This window comes from Simplicispira sp. 125 (assembly GCF_003096555.1).
Taxonomy (GTDB): domain Bacteria; phylum Pseudomonadota; class Gammaproteobacteria; order Burkholderiales; family Burkholderiaceae_C; genus Simplicispira.
This window is the reverse complement of record NZ_QEKM01000001.1, coordinates 3,624,243-3,640,533: the sequence shown is the minus strand read 5'-3', so window position 1 is coordinate 3,640,533 and position 16,291 is coordinate 3,624,243. Positions and strand designations below refer to the sequence as shown.

General features: G+C 62.0%; 17 protein-coding genes. All 17 read right to left on the bottom strand.

Annotated elements, in window-relative coordinates; genetic code table 11:
- Positions 1–20: 20 nt before the first annotated feature.
- The 17 genes from C8D04_RS17075 to C8D04_RS16995 all read right to left on the bottom strand — a co-directional run bounded on the left by C8D04_RS17075 (position 21) and on the right by C8D04_RS16995 (position 16,276).
- On the bottom strand, positions 21–908 hold the full coding sequence (locus C8D04_RS17075; protein ID WP_116002656.1) for a peptidylprolyl isomerase: 888 nt from the start codon (positions 906–908) through the stop codon (positions 21–23).
- Between the two features lie 30 nt (positions 909–938).
- Positions 939–2,048: a VCBS repeat-containing protein gene (locus C8D04_RS17070; RefSeq protein ID WP_116002654.1), complete on the bottom strand. Its 1,110-nt coding sequence runs from the start codon at positions 2,046–2,048 to the stop codon at positions 939–941.
- 112 nt (positions 2,049–2,160) lie between these two features.
- The gene (locus C8D04_RS17065) at positions 2,161–3,108 is read right to left on the bottom strand and encodes a hypothetical protein (RefSeq protein WP_233521048.1); all 948 of its coding nucleotides are present in this window, start codon (positions 3,106–3,108) and stop codon (positions 2,161–2,163) included.
- A 109-nt stretch (positions 3,109–3,217) separates the two neighbouring features.
- A complete protein-coding gene (locus C8D04_RS17060; protein WP_116002651.1) occupies positions 3,218–3,670 on the bottom strand; it encodes a hypothetical protein in 453 nt (150 codons plus the stop codon).
- A gap of 62 nt (positions 3,671–3,732) precedes the next feature.
- Positions 3,733–6,081 carry a type II secretion system secretin GspD gene (gspD, locus tag C8D04_RS17055; RefSeq protein WP_116002649.1) on the bottom strand — a complete coding sequence of 783 codons (2,349 nt, stop codon included), beginning with the start codon at positions 6,079–6,081 and terminating at the stop codon, positions 3,733–3,735.
- 35 nt (positions 6,082–6,116) lie between these two features.
- Positions 6,117–6,620, bottom strand: coding sequence for a hypothetical protein (locus C8D04_RS19065; protein WP_233521047.1), 504 nt, complete (start codon positions 6,618–6,620; stop codon positions 6,117–6,119).
- Positions 6,617–7,159 (bottom strand): GspMb/PilO family protein, encoded by a 543-nt coding sequence (locus C8D04_RS17045; RefSeq protein WP_116002648.1) that lies wholly within the window; start codon positions 7,157–7,159, stop codon positions 6,617–6,619. Before C8D04_RS17045 ends, C8D04_RS19065 begins: the two co-directional genes overlap by 4 nt.
- Positions 7,156–8,157: a PilN domain-containing protein gene (locus C8D04_RS17040; protein ID WP_116002646.1), complete on the bottom strand. Its 1,002-nt coding sequence runs from the start codon at positions 8,155–8,157 to the stop codon at positions 7,156–7,158. The genes C8D04_RS17045 and C8D04_RS17040 overlap by 4 nt, the downstream gene beginning before the upstream one ends.
- Positions 8,154–9,074, bottom strand: coding sequence for a type II secretion system protein GspK (locus tag C8D04_RS17035; protein WP_233521046.1), 921 nt, complete (start codon positions 9,072–9,074; stop codon positions 8,154–8,156). Before C8D04_RS17035 ends, C8D04_RS17040 begins: the two co-directional genes overlap by 4 nt.
- Positions 9,071–9,682, bottom strand: coding sequence for a prepilin-type N-terminal cleavage/methylation domain-containing protein (locus C8D04_RS17030; protein ID WP_116002644.1), 612 nt, complete (start codon positions 9,680–9,682; stop codon positions 9,071–9,073). The genes C8D04_RS17035 and C8D04_RS17030 overlap by 4 nt, the downstream gene beginning before the upstream one ends.
- Positions 9,679–10,107 carry a prepilin-type N-terminal cleavage/methylation domain-containing protein gene (locus C8D04_RS17025; RefSeq protein ID WP_116002642.1) on the bottom strand — a complete coding sequence of 143 codons (429 nt, stop codon included), beginning with the start codon at positions 10,105–10,107 and terminating at the stop codon, positions 9,679–9,681. Before C8D04_RS17025 ends, C8D04_RS17030 begins: the two co-directional genes overlap by 4 nt.
- Positions 10,104–10,589 (bottom strand): prepilin-type N-terminal cleavage/methylation domain-containing protein, encoded by a 486-nt coding sequence (locus C8D04_RS17020; protein WP_243405767.1) that lies wholly within the window; start codon positions 10,587–10,589, stop codon positions 10,104–10,106. The genes C8D04_RS17025 and C8D04_RS17020 overlap by 4 nt, the downstream gene beginning before the upstream one ends.
- A 44-nt stretch (positions 10,590–10,633) precedes the next feature.
- A complete protein-coding gene (gspG, locus tag C8D04_RS17015; protein ID WP_116002640.1) occupies positions 10,634–11,083 on the bottom strand; it encodes a type II secretion system major pseudopilin GspG in 450 nt (149 codons plus the stop codon).
- 24 nt (positions 11,084–11,107) lie between these two features.
- The gene (locus C8D04_RS17010; RefSeq protein ID WP_116002638.1) at positions 11,108–12,316 is read right to left on the bottom strand and encodes a type II secretion system F family protein; all 1,209 of its coding nucleotides are present in this window, start codon (positions 12,314–12,316) and stop codon (positions 11,108–11,110) included.
- Positions 12,309–14,027 carry a GspE/PulE family protein gene (locus C8D04_RS17005; RefSeq protein ID WP_116002636.1) on the bottom strand — a complete coding sequence of 573 codons (1,719 nt, stop codon included), beginning with the start codon at positions 14,025–14,027 and terminating at the stop codon, positions 12,309–12,311. The genes C8D04_RS17010 and C8D04_RS17005 overlap by 8 nt, the downstream gene beginning before the upstream one ends.
- A 153-nt stretch (positions 14,028–14,180) precedes the next feature.
- Entirely contained in the window at positions 14,181–15,104 is a 924-nt protein-coding gene (locus tag C8D04_RS17000) for a glycosyltransferase family 2 protein (protein ID WP_158550265.1), read from the bottom strand.
- Entirely contained in the window at positions 15,101–16,276 is a 1,176-nt protein-coding gene (locus tag C8D04_RS16995; RefSeq protein WP_133243653.1) for a DUF1972 domain-containing protein, read from the bottom strand. The genes C8D04_RS17000 and C8D04_RS16995 overlap by 4 nt, the downstream gene beginning before the upstream one ends.
- Between the last annotated feature and the right edge of the window lie 15 nt (positions 16,277–16,291).

Genomic DNA, 16,291 nt, shown 5'->3' with positions numbered 1-16,291 from the left:
GAAATCTTAGGAAATCAATATCACTTGGTGTCGAAAATACCGCGCACAGCCTCTTCATCCAGCTGCACGCCGTATTTCTGGAACATTCGTTGCTGCACATCGGCACGCCCCTGCTCCTGGCAATAGCGCACTGCATGCTGCGCGGCAACGGCAGAGACATCCTTCCAGGGCACGATCTGGCTCGGCCGTTTGGCCACAATCTGGAAAAGGTAGACGAATTCACCGTCCTTGACGGGTCCTACGATGTCGCCCTGGTTGGCCGAAGCCAAGGCACGCAAGATCTGATTTTCTGCATTCAGTGCCACCCAGCCCAGGTCGCCCTGCACTTCGAGCTTATAGACCTGCTCTGCCTTCGCGGCGGCATCGTCGAACTTCAAGGTCCCTGCACCAATGGCTTGCACTTGGTTCACCAACCAGATTCCGGCAGACTCGCCCTCCACCGAAGTACCGGTAGGCAAGATGATGCGGCTCAACCGGACGGTGGTGGGCGCCGTGAACGCCTTTGGATTGCTGTCGTAGAAAGCGCGCGCCGTGGCCTCGTCCTTGGGGGCCTCGCAGACGGGGCTCATGGATTTGAAGATCGCGTAGGCATACACATCGTCGAAACGATCCTCGCCACGCTCCTTACGCCGGGGCACCCCCTGGCTCTCGCCCTCCAGCGCCAGCACACGGGCTAAAGCCATCTCCTGCACCACGGTGAGCACACCCGACACATTGCGCGCCGCAGGCTTGAGGTCGATGCGGCGGCCCAGGTACTGGGTCAAGTCGGCCTCGGTAATGGTTTCGCCATTGGCCAGGCGGGCAAGAACGGGGCCCTTGGCTTCCTGGGCCAGGGCCCCATTGAACACCGTGGCCACCGCCAGGAGCGCGATGCGGGGAACGAGATAGCGAATCAATGTCTTGGTCATGTTGTCAATGTTTTCGGTCTGTTGGGTCGATCATGGCCGGGGCTGCGCCTGCTCCCAGAGCGGGCCATAAATGACGTCTGCGCGCTTGCCCGCAGAATTGAGCACCAGGATGTCCTGGTGCCCATCGCCATCAATGTCCTGCAGCTGCAGACTGGTGGAATACCCACTGGTACGCAGCTCCCGGGTTTGCAGCACGCCACCCGTGGCATCGAGGCGCTGCAGGGTCAAGCGCTGGTCATCACCCCAGATCACCAGGTCGTCTGTCAGAGCAACGACAGCGCTTGATCCTCTGGGATCACCGGCGATCCACTGCAGTTCCCCGGTTTGCATCTGAATACGGGCATTGCGCCCACCCGTTTCCAGGGCCACATACAGCCACAGCCCGGAGGGCGATGGCCGCACCTGGCGCGGAATCACATTAAAACTCGCCAACACCTTGGGCGTGGCGGAGAGATCGGACTCCGGCACCGCCACGACCTTCTTGTCGTCGAGGCAGGCGACGGCAATGCCCGCCTGCGCAGAATGAGGGAGTTGAGAGACCCGGATGGGGTGCCACGGCGCCTCGCACCAGGTGGCTTTGTGCGTCTGACTATTTTGGGGTCGATCCTCACTCCAGTCGACCCAGGCGATATCTTTCCCTGAATACGGGGTGGCCAGCATGCGGTATTTCCCTGCAGTTGCGGACAGCACAAGTACATCGCGCGGGGCAAAACCGACCTTGGCCTGCACCAGCGGCGTCAATTTGCCATTTCCGACCCGAAAAATATCCAGGCTGGAGCTCCTTTCAACGGCAGCCACCAACAGCTGCGGCGACAGCCATACAGCGGAATCCGGGTGGTAAGCGAGGGGCTGCTGGTCCAGCAGCGCGGCCGTGCGACCCTTGATGCGGAACAGGGACAGCTTGTTGTTCTCGTGCTCCACGGCCCCCAGCAGGCAATCTGCCGCTGTACAGAGCAACTGCCCGCCCCAGGCATCGGGCAGGTCCAGGTGGATGGTCGGTGGAGCCACTGTCTTGGGCGCCACCGAGGTTTGTGCAGCCGCCCCGGACACCACAGGTGCCGGCGCGGTTTGACAGCCCAACACCAACAGAGCGGCGCCCAAGCCCGCAAAGCGACCAGACCACACGCGCATTTGCTTCATGACACACTCCAAATGAATATAGCGCCTTGCGGCGCTATAAAAAGCCCACCCAAAAAAGGCGGGCTTGGTTTTTCAAACCACAGGCAACCAAAGGCCGCCCATGGAAGAAAAATTAATTGCGGTGGAAGCCCAGCACCGTTTGCACGGCACCAAAGGCAGGAGCGCTGATCACGCTGTACGAGAACACGCTGGCATTGACACCACCGAAACCGGCAACGAGTGCTGCATCCCAGTCGATGAAACCATCAACAAAGGTTGCAGGACGGCCGACGATCGGAGCTGGGTCAAACCAGTCCAGCTCTTCGAACTTCAGGTCGAAGTTGACAGACTTGCGGTTTTGCTTGTCGTCAAAAATGTTGACGGTGTGGCTACCCTTTTGGCTGCCGGTGGACCAGACCACGATGTTGGTAGCAGCACCGCCATCCAGGAAGTAGCGCATGCTGAACTTGGCACCGACTTCAGGAGCAACAGGAACCGTCTGAGCAGCACCGGCCACTTTTTCCAGGGATGCAGCACCCAGAACCGTCAAGTCAGTGGTACCAGCAGCGTAGGTCAAAGGACCGTCGATCACAGGCGTGTAAGCCACGTCTTGAGCAGCCGTGTTCACTTGGAAGGCGTGAGCTGCGATTCGCTCGTCACCAACAACACCAGGAGCCACAGCAGCGCAAGTAGCGCCACCCACGGAGAACACCAGGTAGCCGCGCTTGCCAGCGGTAGAGCCACCAGCCTCATTCACCCAAACGAAGGGTTGGTAATCCTTGTCGGTCATCGTGAAGCAACCGTCGGTCACGTGCTTGGAGTCTTGGTCAAAGAACGTCCAGAACACAGCCTTGGTAGTACCCGACTGGTTCACCAAGCCCACAGCCGTGGTATCGGATGCGCCGTTGTGGATGACATTAGGAACCACCACACCGTTGCTGAACGTGCCAGCGGTATAAGCCTGTGCCACGCCAGCGGTCATTGCTGCTGCCGCGACGGCTGCCATTGCAAATTTTTTCATTTCTAAGTCCTTAGATAATTGAAGGAAGCTTTCCCCACGAATGCGGGATATGCAACCCATCCGTCACTTCGTTTGGGTTGTTGCTATCTTATCTTGAGAGTTTCGCGTTTTCAATCTATTCCTCCCAGAAATCAAGATAGCGTGAAATTGTTGCACCTGAGCAACAAGATTATTGCTTGGCGTCCGGGAACATGGTGCTGCGGCGCAACACATGGTGCCACACCCCGTCAATCTTGCGCCAATCGTCCTGCATCATGGCTTCTTGCCCCTTTATGCGCAGTTGGGGCACACCAAAGCGCATCCATACATCGACCACGGCCCGGTCACCTTCCAGGCTGCGCACGCCGCGCACCTCCACGGCATCATAGGTGATACCGCCGCGCTTGAGATAGCCTTCCAGCGTCCAGCTCGGGTCTTTCGATACTTCCTCGAAAGCCCATGCGGCGACACGGTTGTTGGCGCGCACGGTATCCCAGTAGGCCTGGGCACGCTGCTGAAGTGCTGCGCGGTCGCTCTCGGGCGAGGGCTGGCCCATGGTGGCGCAACCGCCCAGCACAGCGACCAGAAGGGCCGGGGCCAGCAGGCGCAGAGCCCATTGACGGCGGGGGAGGGACTTTGGCATGGAATGAATCTCCTGATGAGGTTGTGAATGGTAGAGCTTGGTGGCGCCTGTGCCCGCAAAGTTCAGCGCGCAGGGGTTACTGGCGCATCGGCATCGCCTGCGCCCAGGAGTGGCGACTGCAGCGACATGGTGCGCATGCGCTGGCGCAGTTCGGCGCTGGCGGCACGCAATTGGTCGTCGTCTTCTAGGGCGCGCGGGGTCATCAGCACCAGCAGTTCGGTGCGCTCACGCTTGATGCTGGAGGTGGAAAACAGCGCGCCAAACAACGGGATATCGGCCAGGCCGGGCACGCCGCTGCGGCCATTGGTTTCGTTCTCGCGGATCATGCCGCCCAGCACGATGGGCTCGCCCGAGCGCACGGCCACGCGGCTCTGGATCTGGCGGGTCAGGAAGTTGCGCTGGCCGGTGGCCGCATCGATTTCGCCCACGTCAGTGACCTGCTGGACGATGTCCATGGTGATCAACCCGCCTGCATTGACCGAGGGGGTTACGGAGAGCATCACGCCTGTGTCTTTATAGGTAATCGATTCGGTGACCAGGGTGCCCGTAGCCGTGGTCGAGCTTTTCACCGGCTGCTGTTTGCCGATCTGGATAGTGGCGTTGTGGTTGTCCAGCACCAGCACCGACGGGTTGGACAACACGCGCAGTTGCGACTTCTCGGCCAGCGCATTGAGCGTGGCGCGCACGACACCGGCCTTGTTCAGAATGGTGTACGAAAACCCGGGCTGCTTGGCGCCGATGCCGCCGCTCTCGTTCATGTTCAGCAAGGCCTGGCCATCACGGCCGCGGCTGAGGCTGTTTTGTACAAACCACTCCACCCCGTATTCCAGGTTGCCGGTAAGGCTAACTTCGACAATGCTGGCTTCGATGAGTACCTGCACCGGGGCCTTGTCAAGCTCGCGCAGGGCTTTCTCGATGCGGCGGTACTCGGTGCGCGGTGCGCGGATGAGCAGGGCATTGCGTTTTTCGTCGGCCACCACGCGGACATTGCCGTCAAGCTGGCTAACCGAAGTGAGTGGCGTGTTCTTGTTGCCGCCCATGGCCGACTGGGCGGCCGCGGCCATGGCGGTCGCCGTGCCGGAACCCGTCGTGCCCGCAGTGCTGGTGGTGCCCGGGGTGGCCAGCCCCGCCGTGCCGCTACCGGTAGACGGCGCAAACTGCGTAGGCGCAGAGCCAGCAGCCACGCCCTGCTTGGAGCGCGATGTATCGCCGCCAAACAAGCCATTGAGCATTTCAGCAAGGTGGGTGGCAGAGCCATTTTGTACCGGATACACAAACAGGCCCGCTTCAAGTGCGTCCGAGGGCCGGTCGAGACGCCGAATCCAGGTTTCGACCTGGGCCAGCAACTGGCTGCGTGGCGTCACGACCACGAGGGCGTTCAGACGCTCAACCGGGACCAGCCGGATGAGGCCATGCAAGGGGTTGGCCGACGAGGCCATGGCCGCAGCGCTACCCGCCCCGGCACCTGCAGCACCCGGGGCAGCGCCTGCGAAGGCATTGGCACCGCCGCCGCTGTAGGGGTCGGCCGATTTGTCCGGGCCCAGCATGGCCTGGAGCGCATCGCGCACCACATTGACGTTGGCGTTCTCCAGCACAAATACGCCCAGCGACATGCCGGTGAGGAAGTCCACATCAAAGGCATCCACCATTTCCAGCCAGCCACCCAACTGGGCTTTGCTGCCCTGCAGCACGAGCAGATTGCGCAGCGTGTCCACGTAGACGATGGCCTCGCGCGGCGCAATGGGCGCCAGTATCTTGGCCATCTCGCCAGCAGCAATGTGGTTCAGCGGCACGATGACCGTGCCCGCGCCTGCGAGGTCCTTGAAACGCGCCGCACCCACCACCGGGCGTGCACCCACCGTCACGGTGCGTTTGGTGACGTGGTACACCCCCGCGTTGTCGCGCACGATGGCCAGGTCGTGCGGCAGCAGTACGGCGTCCAGCACATCGAGCACCTGGTTGCGCTGCAGCGGTTGGCGCGTGTGCAGGCTGACCACAGTATCGCCGCCCGCATCAATGGTGTAGTTGAGCTTGAGCAGGTCGCCCAGCAGGGCTGCCGCCAGGTTGCCGACGGTAGCGTTCTCGAAGTTGAGCGCCACTTTGTCGCCCTTGGCCAGCACCGGGTCGACCTGGGGGCCAATGTTGCGCTTGAACAGCTGGTCGTCCCCCGGGAACAGGCGGGTATTGCCTGAGGGCGATTTGCCACCTGCCGGCGTCGGACTGGCGATTTCTTCCGCCGCGGGAGCCAATGCGGGCGCCACAGCCTCGTCCTGCTCCGGATTCTTGTCTGCCTTGGTCGCGCTCGGCGCCACCACAGGCTCGGTCCGAATGGTCACGGGGGGCGTATCGGGTACGCTGGCACAACCTGAAGCCAGCAGTGCCAGCATGAGGAGGGATGGCCGAATATTCATAGGTGATAACTCCGGTGTTTGCGCTGTGTCGCTGTTTATTGGTCTGCCGAGGATGGGCGTGGGCGTACCGCACCCGGCGGCACCTTGGCCTGTGCAGGGCTGCCTGCTTCCAGCGGCCGTTCGATGCGCTGCGCATCTGCGGACACAAATACGGCTTTGCGGCCATCGAATGACTCGATACGCCAGTGCGTGGATTCGGTGGTGATCTTGAGTGGGCTGCCGTCCGGGCGCTGCAAAATAGCCACACTGTTGGCGCCGGACTCCAGCACCGCCGTCAGGCGTGATTGCGCGAGTTCACCGGCCAGCCCCCCCTTTGGCCCCCCCGTATCAGCCGGACGGCGCGAGGCCCAGAATACCGGGCGCTTCGCCGCATGCACAGCACGCGCGTCCGGTGGCCGGGACAGGGGTTCAATCTGGGGCAATTCAGGTTTACGTGCCACAGGGGGGCTCCAGGTGTCTTTCCTGGCTTGCCACCAGTAGGCACTGGCGCCCAGGGCGACAGCCGCCAGCACGGGTACGAGGTGCCAGGGTTTGATCATGGCTGCGCCTTTCCGGGTGCCAGCGGCGCTTCAAGCTGCAGGGTCAGGCGGGCGTTTTGTGGACCTGTGGCAGCGCCTTCGCGCGACAGGCTGACGGTGCGCACCCAGAAAGGCGGCCTATGGGCTTGCAGCATTTCCATGAAGCGCACAAGCTTGGGCCATTCGCCGGTGACGGTTGCCGTCAGGCGTGTGCGTGCCAGTTTTCCATCCACGCCGGGCTCCAGTGCCACCTGCGATGAAACAAGGGTGCCGCCTGCGGCGCCAATCAGCTCACGCAGCTTTTGCTGCACGTCGTTCTGCGCATTTTCGCCAGCGGGGTGCAGCAGCGGCAGGACGGCATTGCGGGCATCGCCCAACCGGGACTCGATATCGGGCCCGGCTTCCACGACACCCTCGAGGCGCTCGCTGCGCGACTCCAGTTGTTGAAGGGCACCGTCGTAACGGGTCCAGAGTGCCCGGTAGCCCTGTCCGGCAAAAATGCCCCCTCCCAGTACCAGCAGAGCCACAATGCCGCCGGCACGGCGTGTCCAGGTATTCATGGTTTGACCCCTTCCCCGCGCCAGCGCATCTCGAAGGTAAAACGCTCCTTGTTCAGGGCGTTGTCACGTACGCTGGCCACAGTGGCGCGCGCTTCGGCCAGGGCGGGCTGGCGCCCCAGGTGTGCAATCAGCTCGGTAGCGTTGCCGGTCAGCCCCATGATCCGGATTTCGCTGCCATTGATTTCAATGCGGTCAAGCCAGGCGTCGTTGGGCAAGGTCTCGGACAGACGGTCCACTACACTGGCCAGTGGCAGGTCGGTACTGCTGCTCTGCCGCAATTCGTCTGCCAGCAGCGACTGCTGGCGCAATTCGTCCAGTTGCTGGCGCAGGGGAGCGGCCTTGGGCTCCAGCGCACCGACATGTTCCAGCGCCCGAACCACCGCCTGCCGCTTGAGTATCAGCGGCATGAGCGCAGGCATGGCCATGGCCCCCAGCAGGAGCATTAGCGTACCCACGAGAACGCCATCCATCCAGCGCTGGCGCTTGTGCTGCAGGTGCCACGACTTGCCACGCACCGCCAGGGCGCGCCCCTGACGGGCCAGGTAGACGGGCGCATCGGTGGCCAGCCCATGCTGGGCCAGGAGCGTTTCTTGGTCACTGCGCCGACACATGCCCCAGTCAATAGTCCACCCGCCCTCGGATGCCGGAACGGCCTGCCAGGCCGCCACAATGTGTTCTGGCGGCAGGGGTGAAACGCGCCACAGAGTTTCTTGGACGGCGCTGTCGAGCGCCTGCCGGGGCATGTCAGGGAGCTGCACCGTGCCCCACAGGCAACTGGACTCCGGTACCAGCAATCCGGTGGCCTTGTGCTGGCCTGTGCTGGCGCGCAACCGGGTTCCGGTCACCGCCCAGCGGCCCCCATCAGAAGACACGGCCGTGCGGCGGCTTGCGGGCCAAGCGCCATGCTCCACCAGCGCACGCCTGAGGTCGCCAAACCCCCAGGCCAGTCGGTCCAGCGTGGCGTGCACGCGAAGAGATAGCTGCCCCCAACCTGTCATGAATTGAATTCCTGTTCCGGCTTGTTTACGCGGCGCGTCGGCTCCAGTGAGAGCGTCGTCCAGGGCATCAGCCCATCCGAGCGCTCGCTGAGATCAATCCACGCTTCACGCTGCCACCAGCGCTCGCCTTCCGTCTGCACGAAGGCCCGAATTCTCACGGCCTGCCCTCCTCCTGCCGTTGCAGACATAAAGAACTCGGAAGCGGCCCCGGAGAGCAGCATCCCAGACTGCGTTTCAGGTGGTGATGAGTGGATACGCGCCCCAAGCCCTGGCTCGCCTGTGAGTGCGTCGATCAGTGCTGCAGGCGCCGAACCGATAGCGATACGCTGTTGACCGTTGATGCCCAGATAGGGGGCGATTATCTCATAGAGCGCGGGAGTCATACCGAGTACCGACTTGAGTTCAGACAGGTCGTCGAGAGACGAATTGCGGGGCAGGGAAGGCCAGCCAGCCGCCCGGTATTGGGCCGCTTCCGCCCCGCCGACGCCCCCCGGGATGTCATCCGGATCAAGGTAATCCCTGATGCGCGAGGTAAGAATGGTGGCTTCGCCTGGCGCAAGCCCACCCGCCTTCTGAAACAAGGCCTGGAGCAGGGTATCGCTGGCCACATTCACATCCACCAGACCGTTTGCCGGTGTGATTTCAAGCCAGACTTCGTGGGGCCCGAGAGTCATTCGCTGACGTCGGTAGCGGGCCGGGGCGCCTTTTTCCGCCAGCAAGCGCTGCGCGGCGAGTTGCAGCGCAGCATCCAGCACCGATTCGAACCTCAAACGCTCCAGACCCAGCCCCACATGCCGGGTTTGCTGGCGAATGCCATGGGCGCTGGCCAACACGACCAGCGACAACGCGGCCACAAGCCAAAGCACCAGTATCAGCGCCGTTCCCTTGTTTCCCTTGTGTCTGCGCGGCATGGTCATCGCGCCCTCGCCAAAGCAAAAACCATGGCAGGCCAGTCACCACGCTCATCGGCAATCTCGACCCTGATGCGCGCAGGGTACTGCTCCCGACCCGCTTCCCATTGCTGCACCCATTGGCTGGTGCGGCCATCCTGGTAGTACCACTGCAGGGTCTGCACATCTTTCAGCAGAGTTTCGCGCAGGGCACGATTCCAGTCCAGGGCCGTCGGCGCCCCATCGTACGGCAGCGCTTCCACAGACAGGTCGATCCGCCCATCCTCATGCCGCAGCGGCGTGATGCGAAACACATACAAGCCCCCGGCCTCGCCACGCTCCGGAAGCGGCGCCACCCAAATGGCGCCTGCCGCAGTGCCGCTGAAAAAATTCACGATGGAAGCGCCGTCCTTGCGGCTCAGCAAACGCAGGGTGTCAAACTTGCGCCCCAGCCACTGGCTGACCACCAGCATATGCTCGGTACGATCGATCAGGCGCTGGTTGCGCTCTTCGGTGCGCCCTATCACGCCAAAACCCGCAAACATCAATGTCACAACCGCAGCGGTGATGGCCAGGGCGATGAGCAGTTCGAGCAACGTGAAACCACGGCTCGATGGTCGGACCAAACGGTTCATGGCGCCGCCCGATAGGGTTTCCAGGTCGTCCAGACCAACACCGTGGGCCCGTCTTTCGCATGCGCGACATGGACCGTGACCTTGGCGACCGGCAGCGCCCCTGCAGGCCGCCCATCCACCTCGTTCAGCTGCGCCTGTTCAGGAGACACCTGCACACTCCAATACCAGGCGCCGGCCTGCCCGGTCGGTTGCCGCTCGAGGTCTTCGGCGTAGGTTGCAGAAGCGAGCGCCGACCTGGCCACCAGCGCCGCCTCCACCCGCGCACCGACATCGACCACGTTCTTCGAGCTTTGGCCCACGGTCCGGTAGAGCGTACCCAGAGCCATGGCAGCAATGGCCATGGCAACCAGCGCTTCGAGCAGGCTGAACCCTTGCTGGCGGGCTGGTGCGCGCAATGCGCGCAAGAGAGGGCGCGTACGGTTCATGAACGGGCCACGACTGCGGCTTGCTCAATGGTGCCAAACAGCCAGTTCACGCGAAACGCCACACCCCGGCCGGCGCGCAAGACCGCCAGCCTGCCGCCACGGGCGCCCCCATCAGCATTGAACACAAAGAGCGGCTCTCCCGCCAAGGAAGCATCCTTGGGAAGGCGTTCGGCAGCCTCCCACTCCACCTCCAGTGGCGCGGGGATGTCCATAGGCGGCTGTCCATCCACCCTGAGCTGCCGGGTCAGCGGCTCGTAGATCACGACCACGACCCGGCCCTCCTGAACGCACAGGGCACGCGCCTGACTGAGATGGGTGGCCACTTCGCGGACGGTCTGGTGATAGCGCGCCCGCTCCATGAAGGACTGGGCGCCGCCGCCCACCACGGAAACGGTGAGGGCAGCAAGCACCAGCACCACCAGCAGCTCCAGCAAGGTGAAGCCGGCACCTCGGTGGCGTACCCCTGGTGCACGGTTGCGCATGCGGATCAGTTCACCAGACACGGGGTGATGACGCGACCGCAACTTCAGTTGTAGATATCGGCGCTATCCCCTTCGCCACCAGGTTTACCGTCCGCGCCCAGAGAAAAGATGTCTGGCGCATTGTTGCGCCCGGGATTTTTGTACAGGTAGGTGGCACCCCAGGGGTCGGCGGGCAAGCCCTTTTTCAGATAGGGACCATTCCAGCCAGGCGCCGTGGCGGGGCGGTCGGTCAGGGCGCGAAGGCCTTCGGCATCATTGGGATAGCGGCCCACGTCCAGTTTGAAGAGATCAAGGCTTTGCTCGATTTCGGCGATCTGTACCCGTGCCGTCTTGGACTTGGCTCCGCCCAACTGGTCGAGCACCTTGGGGCCCACCAACCCTGCCAGCAGGGTCAGGATGACCAGGACCACGAGCAGTTCGATCAGGGTAAAGCCCGCAGAACGGCGCGCTCGCAGGAACACATTTGCCGCGTTGTCATTGATATGTTTTTTCATGGCGAATTCCTTGAATGAAAATAGTCAGATGGTGTCGTTGATCGACAGCACGCCACCCAGGATGGCGATGATGATGAAAGCGACAAACGCCCCCAGAATGATGATGATGAGGGGCTCCATGGCCGCCAGAACGCGGCCCATAGTGCGCCGCCCTTCGTCCTCATAGCGATCGGCCAGACTGAGCAAGGTGCTGTCGAGCTGCCCAGTTTCCTCGGCCACGCGTATCAATTGGGGGGCAGTGGTTTTTTTGAAATGGGGTGACACAAATCCGGTGGAAAGCCGCTTGCCTGTTTTCACGATGCCGACCAGGGGCTCAATGTCTTTGCGCAGGGCCACATTGGTCAAGGTATCAACGGCGATGCGCAAGGCATCGACCATGGGAACACCTCGCTGCAACAAAATACCAAAGGTCCGGAAATAAACGGCAAACTGGAGATTCTTGACGACTTTCCCGAACAGCGGCATGTCGAGCAGCATGGTGTCAAGCTGCATGCGCCCCGCTGCGGTGGCAACCCAGCGGGACAATAAAAAGAAAAGCATGGTCACGCCCAGCAGGATGAGCATCCAGTGGGACCGGATCAGGTCGCTAAGATTGACGACCAGTTGGGTCGAATAGGGCAGCGCATCCCCCATGGAATCAAAGATTTCCCGGAACTGCGGAACAACGAATGCCAACAGCAGCACCACGGAGAGTACCGCCACCACCAGCAGGATGATGGGGTAGGTCATGGAGGAGATGACATAGTTCCGAAGCTTGTCCTGCGCCTCCAGTTGCACCGTGAGTTCCTTCATGACCACATGCAGGGAACCCGATGTCTCCCCTGCCCGGATCAGGACGAGGTACTGGCGCCCCAGGTCCCGCTCGAAAGGCAGCAAGGATTGGTATAGCGATTTGCCTCCTCGCACCCCTTCTTCGACCTTGCTGATGAACGCCCTCAATGCATCGGTGGCCGCCATCTCCTTGAGCATGGCCAAAGCTTTGTCCAGCGGCATGTTGGCCTGCTTGAGGTGTGCCATCTCCCGGCTGAAAAACAGGATGTCCTGGCGCTTGAGCTTTGCGCTGCGGCTTTGCTCCATGCCCTGGGCAGGGGCCGCCTCGCCCCCCGTGAGGCGCACCGGCGTGATGCCCTGCCCGATCAGCCGCAATCGGGCAGTGTCCACATTCGGCGCGCGAACACTGCCCTGGCATGGCTTGCCCTCGGACGTCACTCCATCGTATTGAAAATCAGTCATTTTGACGCGCAACGCGCAGCACTTCCTCTGCAGTGGTCAGCCCCAAGCCTACCTTGGTGGCGCCGTCCTGCAACAAGTTCCCGCCGGCATAAGTGCCCTCGCTACCATTGATAGAGGAACCTTGCTCCAGCACCTTGCGCTTCATGTCTTCGGTGAGCAGCAGCAATTCATGGATGGCCAGCCGTCCCCGATAGCCCGTTCCGCGGCAGTTGGGGCAACCCACCGAGCGGTAAAGCGTCTGCCCTTCACCCACGGATGCGCCCAGCGAGGCCGCTGCTGCCTGCGCCTGATCCGGCAGCAGGAGGGTCTTGCAATCGTCGCAGAGCTTGCGCACGAGACGCTGCGCAAGCACCCCGATCACGGAAGCCGTGATGAGGTACGGCTCCACACCCATGTTGATGAGCCGCACAATGGCTCCCAGGGCGCTGTTGGTATGCAAGGTGGACAAGACCATATGGCCTGTCAGTGCCGCCTGGACCGCAATTTCGGCGGTTTCCCCGTCCCGCATTTCACCAATCATGATGACGTCCGGGTCTTGTCGCAGGAACGAGCGCAGCACCTTGGCGAAGGTCAGGCCGATCTGGGGCTGCACCTGCACCTGGTTAAGCCACTGCAACCGGTATTCCACCGGATCTTCCACTGTAAGAATTTTCAGGTTTTCACCTTCGAGTTCTTGCAGTGACGCATACAGCGTGGTGGATTTTCCCGACCCCGTGGGGCCTGTCACGAGCAGGATGCCATGCGGCACACTCAACAACTGGCGCAGGGATTGCAAGGTCGGCGGAGTGAAATGCAGGCTTTCCAGGGACAGGAGGTCAAAATTCTTTTCGAGCAGGCGCATGACCACCGATTCCCCGAACATGGTGGGGATGGTGGAAACCCGCGCGTCCATCTCCTTGCCGTGCACCCGCAGTTTGGTGCGCCCGTCCTGCGGCATGCGGCGTTCGGCAATATCGAGTTGCGAAAGGATCTTGATGCGTGAAACGACGGCCGGGGCATCCTTGTTGTCGATTTCGTCGATGGGAAACAGCTCTCCATCCACCCGGATGCGGACAACCGACTGATCCTCATACGTTTCGATGTGAATATCCGACGCCTGGGCAACCACCGCCTGCGAAAGAATCTGGTTCACGCGCTGGATGATCGGCGCCTCGGAGGCCATGTCCCGAAGATGCTCGATGAACTCCTCCGCTGCAGGTTGACCATCAACCTCCAGATCGTCTTCGGCCGCATCCTGGAGGTACCAAGCATTGAGTTGTGTGGATATTTCGGATTCCAGTCCGAAATAAATATCCGGCTCCTTGCCAAACACCAGCATCAAGGCATTTTTCAGAGACGGACTTTTTGGATCGGGACAAGCAAACGCAGGAACTAACTCCGGGTTATCTGAATCACCCAGCGGCAGTAAATCATTGGCCAGCAGGAAACTCGTATTGAGTCGGGATGTTTCCGGTTTGTTTTCTGGAAAATGGTCGGTCCGCACCAGTGGCAAACCCGCTTGCTGCGAGAGGGCGACAGCTACATCGATTTCAGAAACAATGCCGAGATTGACTAGCAGACGTCCTAGACGTCCCCCCATCGAACGTTGCACCTCCAGCGCACGGTCCAGATCGTTGCGGGAAATTTTCTGCGCCGCGAGCAGCATTTCCCCAATTCTCAGGTACTTTTTTTCCTGATTTTTCACTGGACCTACCTCAGCCATAGCATTCATTTTCCGCACCTGTTTCTGAATATTCTGAATTGACCGTACGGTAGTTTTGAAAGCAATATGCAGCCAGTCCGTCAAATATCACCTGGCTCATTTTTTCTTCTTCTGTTCAAGGCCTGCCTTCAGCAGCAGCGCCCATCCGAAAAGCCGTGCAATTTACCATGAAGCGCCCACCCGCCCACGCGCACCATCCCAGAGTCCGCGCACGCTAGCCTTGAAGTGCTGCCAACGGCTGCGCCCGGCCACACAATTGAAACCGATTTTCATCAACAGCCGCCAGGCAGACGCCAGCGACCAACGCAAGGGTACGAAGGGCTGGCGGTACAGAAGCACGGCATTGCGCACCTGAAAGTAGTGCCGCCATGCCGGATACGCCAGAAACCGTCGCCCCATGAACACAATGGGGGGGCCCCCGAGCGCATGCACCATGCGCGCAGAGCAGACGCCCAGCAGCATCCAGCGGGCAGCGCGGGCGCGCAGGCTCCATTCCACGTCCACGAAGTCGATAAACCAGTCTTCTCGCATGGCGCCCACCTGCTCAAGCACAGGCATCGGAATCAGGCAGCCTGATGCAATCAGGTGGTCTACCACGTGCACCGTTCCTGCGGTGCAGAGAAGTCTGCGAAAACGCAGGCCATCGAGCCATACAAAAGGAGAATGCGCGATGGGCTGACGTGGGTCAGCATGCAGCGGACCGGCGGCACCTGCGTCGGGGCGCTCCTGCAATGCGGCAAGAAGCTGGGCGACCATGTCGGCAGCGGGGACGCTGTCCTGGTCCATGAGCAGCACATGGCTGGCGCCCTGCACACGCGCCCAGTCGATTCCGCGATTCTGCGCACCGCCAATTCCCAGGTTGCGCTCCATGCGTAACACGGCATCGACCTGCGGAACCGCCTCCCGGCGCCAGGCGGGCAGATCCACCGTCGAGGCGTTGTCCACGATCACCATGTGCGCCACCTGTGGACGCAAGGCTTCGATCTGCGCCAGGAGGGCGTCACAGTCGGGCTGGAACGTCACGATCACCGCGGCGACCGATACCCCTTGACAGGCCGCAACCACCGTGGACGGATTGGCATTCATGCCATCACCTCCGGCTGGCAAAGCCGGGAATAGGCCCGTGCAATGGCAGTCCAGCGATAGCGCGCGAACGCCGGATCGTCGGGCTGCGGCGTCCAAGCCTGTAGGTCCGGTGTGCGCAGGCATTGCTCCAGCGCGGCGGCACTGGCGAAGTAACCTCCCTGGTCCGCCAGGGTGTAGCGATTGAATATGCAGTCGAATGCCAGAATCGGACGGTGGTAAGGCAGCATTTCGATCAACGAAGGGTTGGTGCCGCCGACGCTGTGGCCATGCAGGTACAGGCGGCAACCTGCACGCAGGGCCGCAAGCGCCTGCGGCTCGAACAGTGCATCGATGCACTGGATACGCGGTTCTTCACGGTAGCGCTGCTGCAGTTGCTGCCCCAGAGCGGTGGTACTGAAGTTGCCGACGACAACGTAGCATTCGACGCCGCCAGCCAGTGCGGCTTCCATCATTTCGGCGATCTGGTTCTCCGGCTCAATACGGGCGACCGTCAAGAGATAGCACCCGGGCTCCAGCCCGAAGCGCTGGCGCACCAACGCCCGTGCCTGCTCCGATTCGATGGGCTGCACATGGTCGTTCCCGTAGGGGATGATGGTGCTGGCGCGGCCATAGGTACTGGCAACGATGTCCGCAATGCCCTGGTTGTCGCTGATGACCTGATGGGCGTGGCGGATGGCGAGCCGCTCGCTCAGACGCAAAAATGCGCGCGGCAACCCCCGCCACTTGCTGCGCCGGGCCTCCAGGCCATCCACATTCACCACGATGCGCTTGGTGCCCGCGAGCCAGCGCATGAGCGGCATGCACACACCGGCAGAAACACCCATGACGACGACGGCATCGCAACGGCGCAAGCTGAACAGGAAACTGAGCAGATCGTAGGGCACCGAAGCAGGGCCGTTGGCCCGCAAGGGCAGGTATCGATGGCGCAGCCCCGACCGATCGGCCGCCCGCGAACCGCGCCCGATGGAGGAGCCAAACACCTCGACCTGGTGTCCCAGCGCCACCAGCCGAGGAGCAAGCTCCGCCACGCAGGTTTCGAAGCCCCCATAGCGGGCAGGCAGACCGTCAGTACCGATGAGGGCGATTCGCAGGGGCGATTGCGACGCAGGTTCGCAGGTCATCGGTAGCCCGCTGCTGCTGGTCACTGCAGGCTTGGCGTCTCGGTCCAGCATGGGGTAACGCGCGCC

What these genes read in the sequence shown, in the direction of transcription:
- C8D04_RS17075 (WP_116002656.1), bottom strand. Translation starts at nt 908, where the DNA reads ATGACCAAGACATTGATTCGCTATCTCGTTCCCCGCATCGCGCTCCTG.
- C8D04_RS17070 (WP_116002654.1), bottom strand. Translation starts at nt 2,048, where the DNA reads ATGAAGCAAATGCGCGTGTGGTCTGGTCGCTTTGCGGGCTTGGGCGCC.
- C8D04_RS17065 (WP_233521048.1), bottom strand. Translation starts at nt 3,108, where the DNA reads ATGGGTTGCATATCCCGCATTCGTGGGGAAAGCTTCCTTCAATTATCT.
- C8D04_RS17060 (WP_116002651.1), bottom strand. Translation starts at nt 3,670, where the DNA reads ATGCCAAAGTCCCTCCCCCGCCGTCAATGGGCTCTGCGCCTGCTGGCC.
- gspD (WP_116002649.1), bottom strand. Translation starts at nt 6,081, where the DNA reads ATGAATATTCGGCCATCCCTCCTCATGCTGGCACTGCTGGCTTCAGGT.
- C8D04_RS19065 (WP_233521047.1), bottom strand. Translation starts at nt 6,620, where the DNA reads ATGATCAAACCCTGGCACCTCGTACCCGTGCTGGCGGCTGTCGCCCTG.
- C8D04_RS17045 (WP_116002648.1), bottom strand. Translation starts at nt 7,159, where the DNA reads ATGAATACCTGGACACGCCGTGCCGGCGGCATTGTGGCTCTGCTGGTA.
- C8D04_RS17040 (WP_116002646.1), bottom strand. Translation starts at nt 8,157, where the DNA reads ATGACAGGTTGGGGGCAGCTATCTCTTCGCGTGCACGCCACGCTGGAC.
- C8D04_RS17035 (WP_233521046.1), bottom strand. Translation starts at nt 9,074, where the DNA reads ATGACCATGCCGCGCAGACACAAGGGAAACAAGGGAACGGCGCTGATA.
- C8D04_RS17030 (WP_116002644.1), bottom strand. Translation starts at nt 9,682, where the DNA reads ATGAACCGTTTGGTCCGACCATCGAGCCGTGGTTTCACGTTGCTCGAA.
- C8D04_RS17025 (WP_116002642.1), bottom strand. Translation starts at nt 10,107, where the DNA reads ATGAACCGTACGCGCCCTCTCTTGCGCGCATTGCGCGCACCAGCCCGC.
- C8D04_RS17020 (WP_243405767.1), bottom strand. Translation starts at nt 10,589, where the DNA reads ATGCGCAACCGTGCACCAGGGGTACGCCACCGAGGTGCCGGCTTCACC.
- gspG (WP_116002640.1), bottom strand. Translation starts at nt 11,083, where the DNA reads ATGAAAAAACATATCAATGACAACGCGGCAAATGTGTTCCTGCGAGCG.
- C8D04_RS17010 (WP_116002638.1), bottom strand. Translation starts at nt 12,316, where the DNA reads ATGACTGATTTTCAATACGATGGAGTGACGTCCGAGGGCAAGCCATGC.
- C8D04_RS17005 (WP_116002636.1), bottom strand. Translation starts at nt 14,027, where the DNA reads ATGAATGCTATGGCTGAGGTAGGTCCAGTGAAAAATCAGGAAAAAAAG.
- C8D04_RS17000 (WP_158550265.1), bottom strand. Translation starts at nt 15,104, where the DNA reads ATGAATGCCAATCCGTCCACGGTGGTTGCGGCCTGTCAAGGGGTATCG.
- C8D04_RS16995 (WP_133243653.1), bottom strand. Translation starts at nt 16,276, where the DNA reads ATGCTGGACCGAGACGCCAAGCCTGCAGTGACCAGCAGCAGCGGGCTA.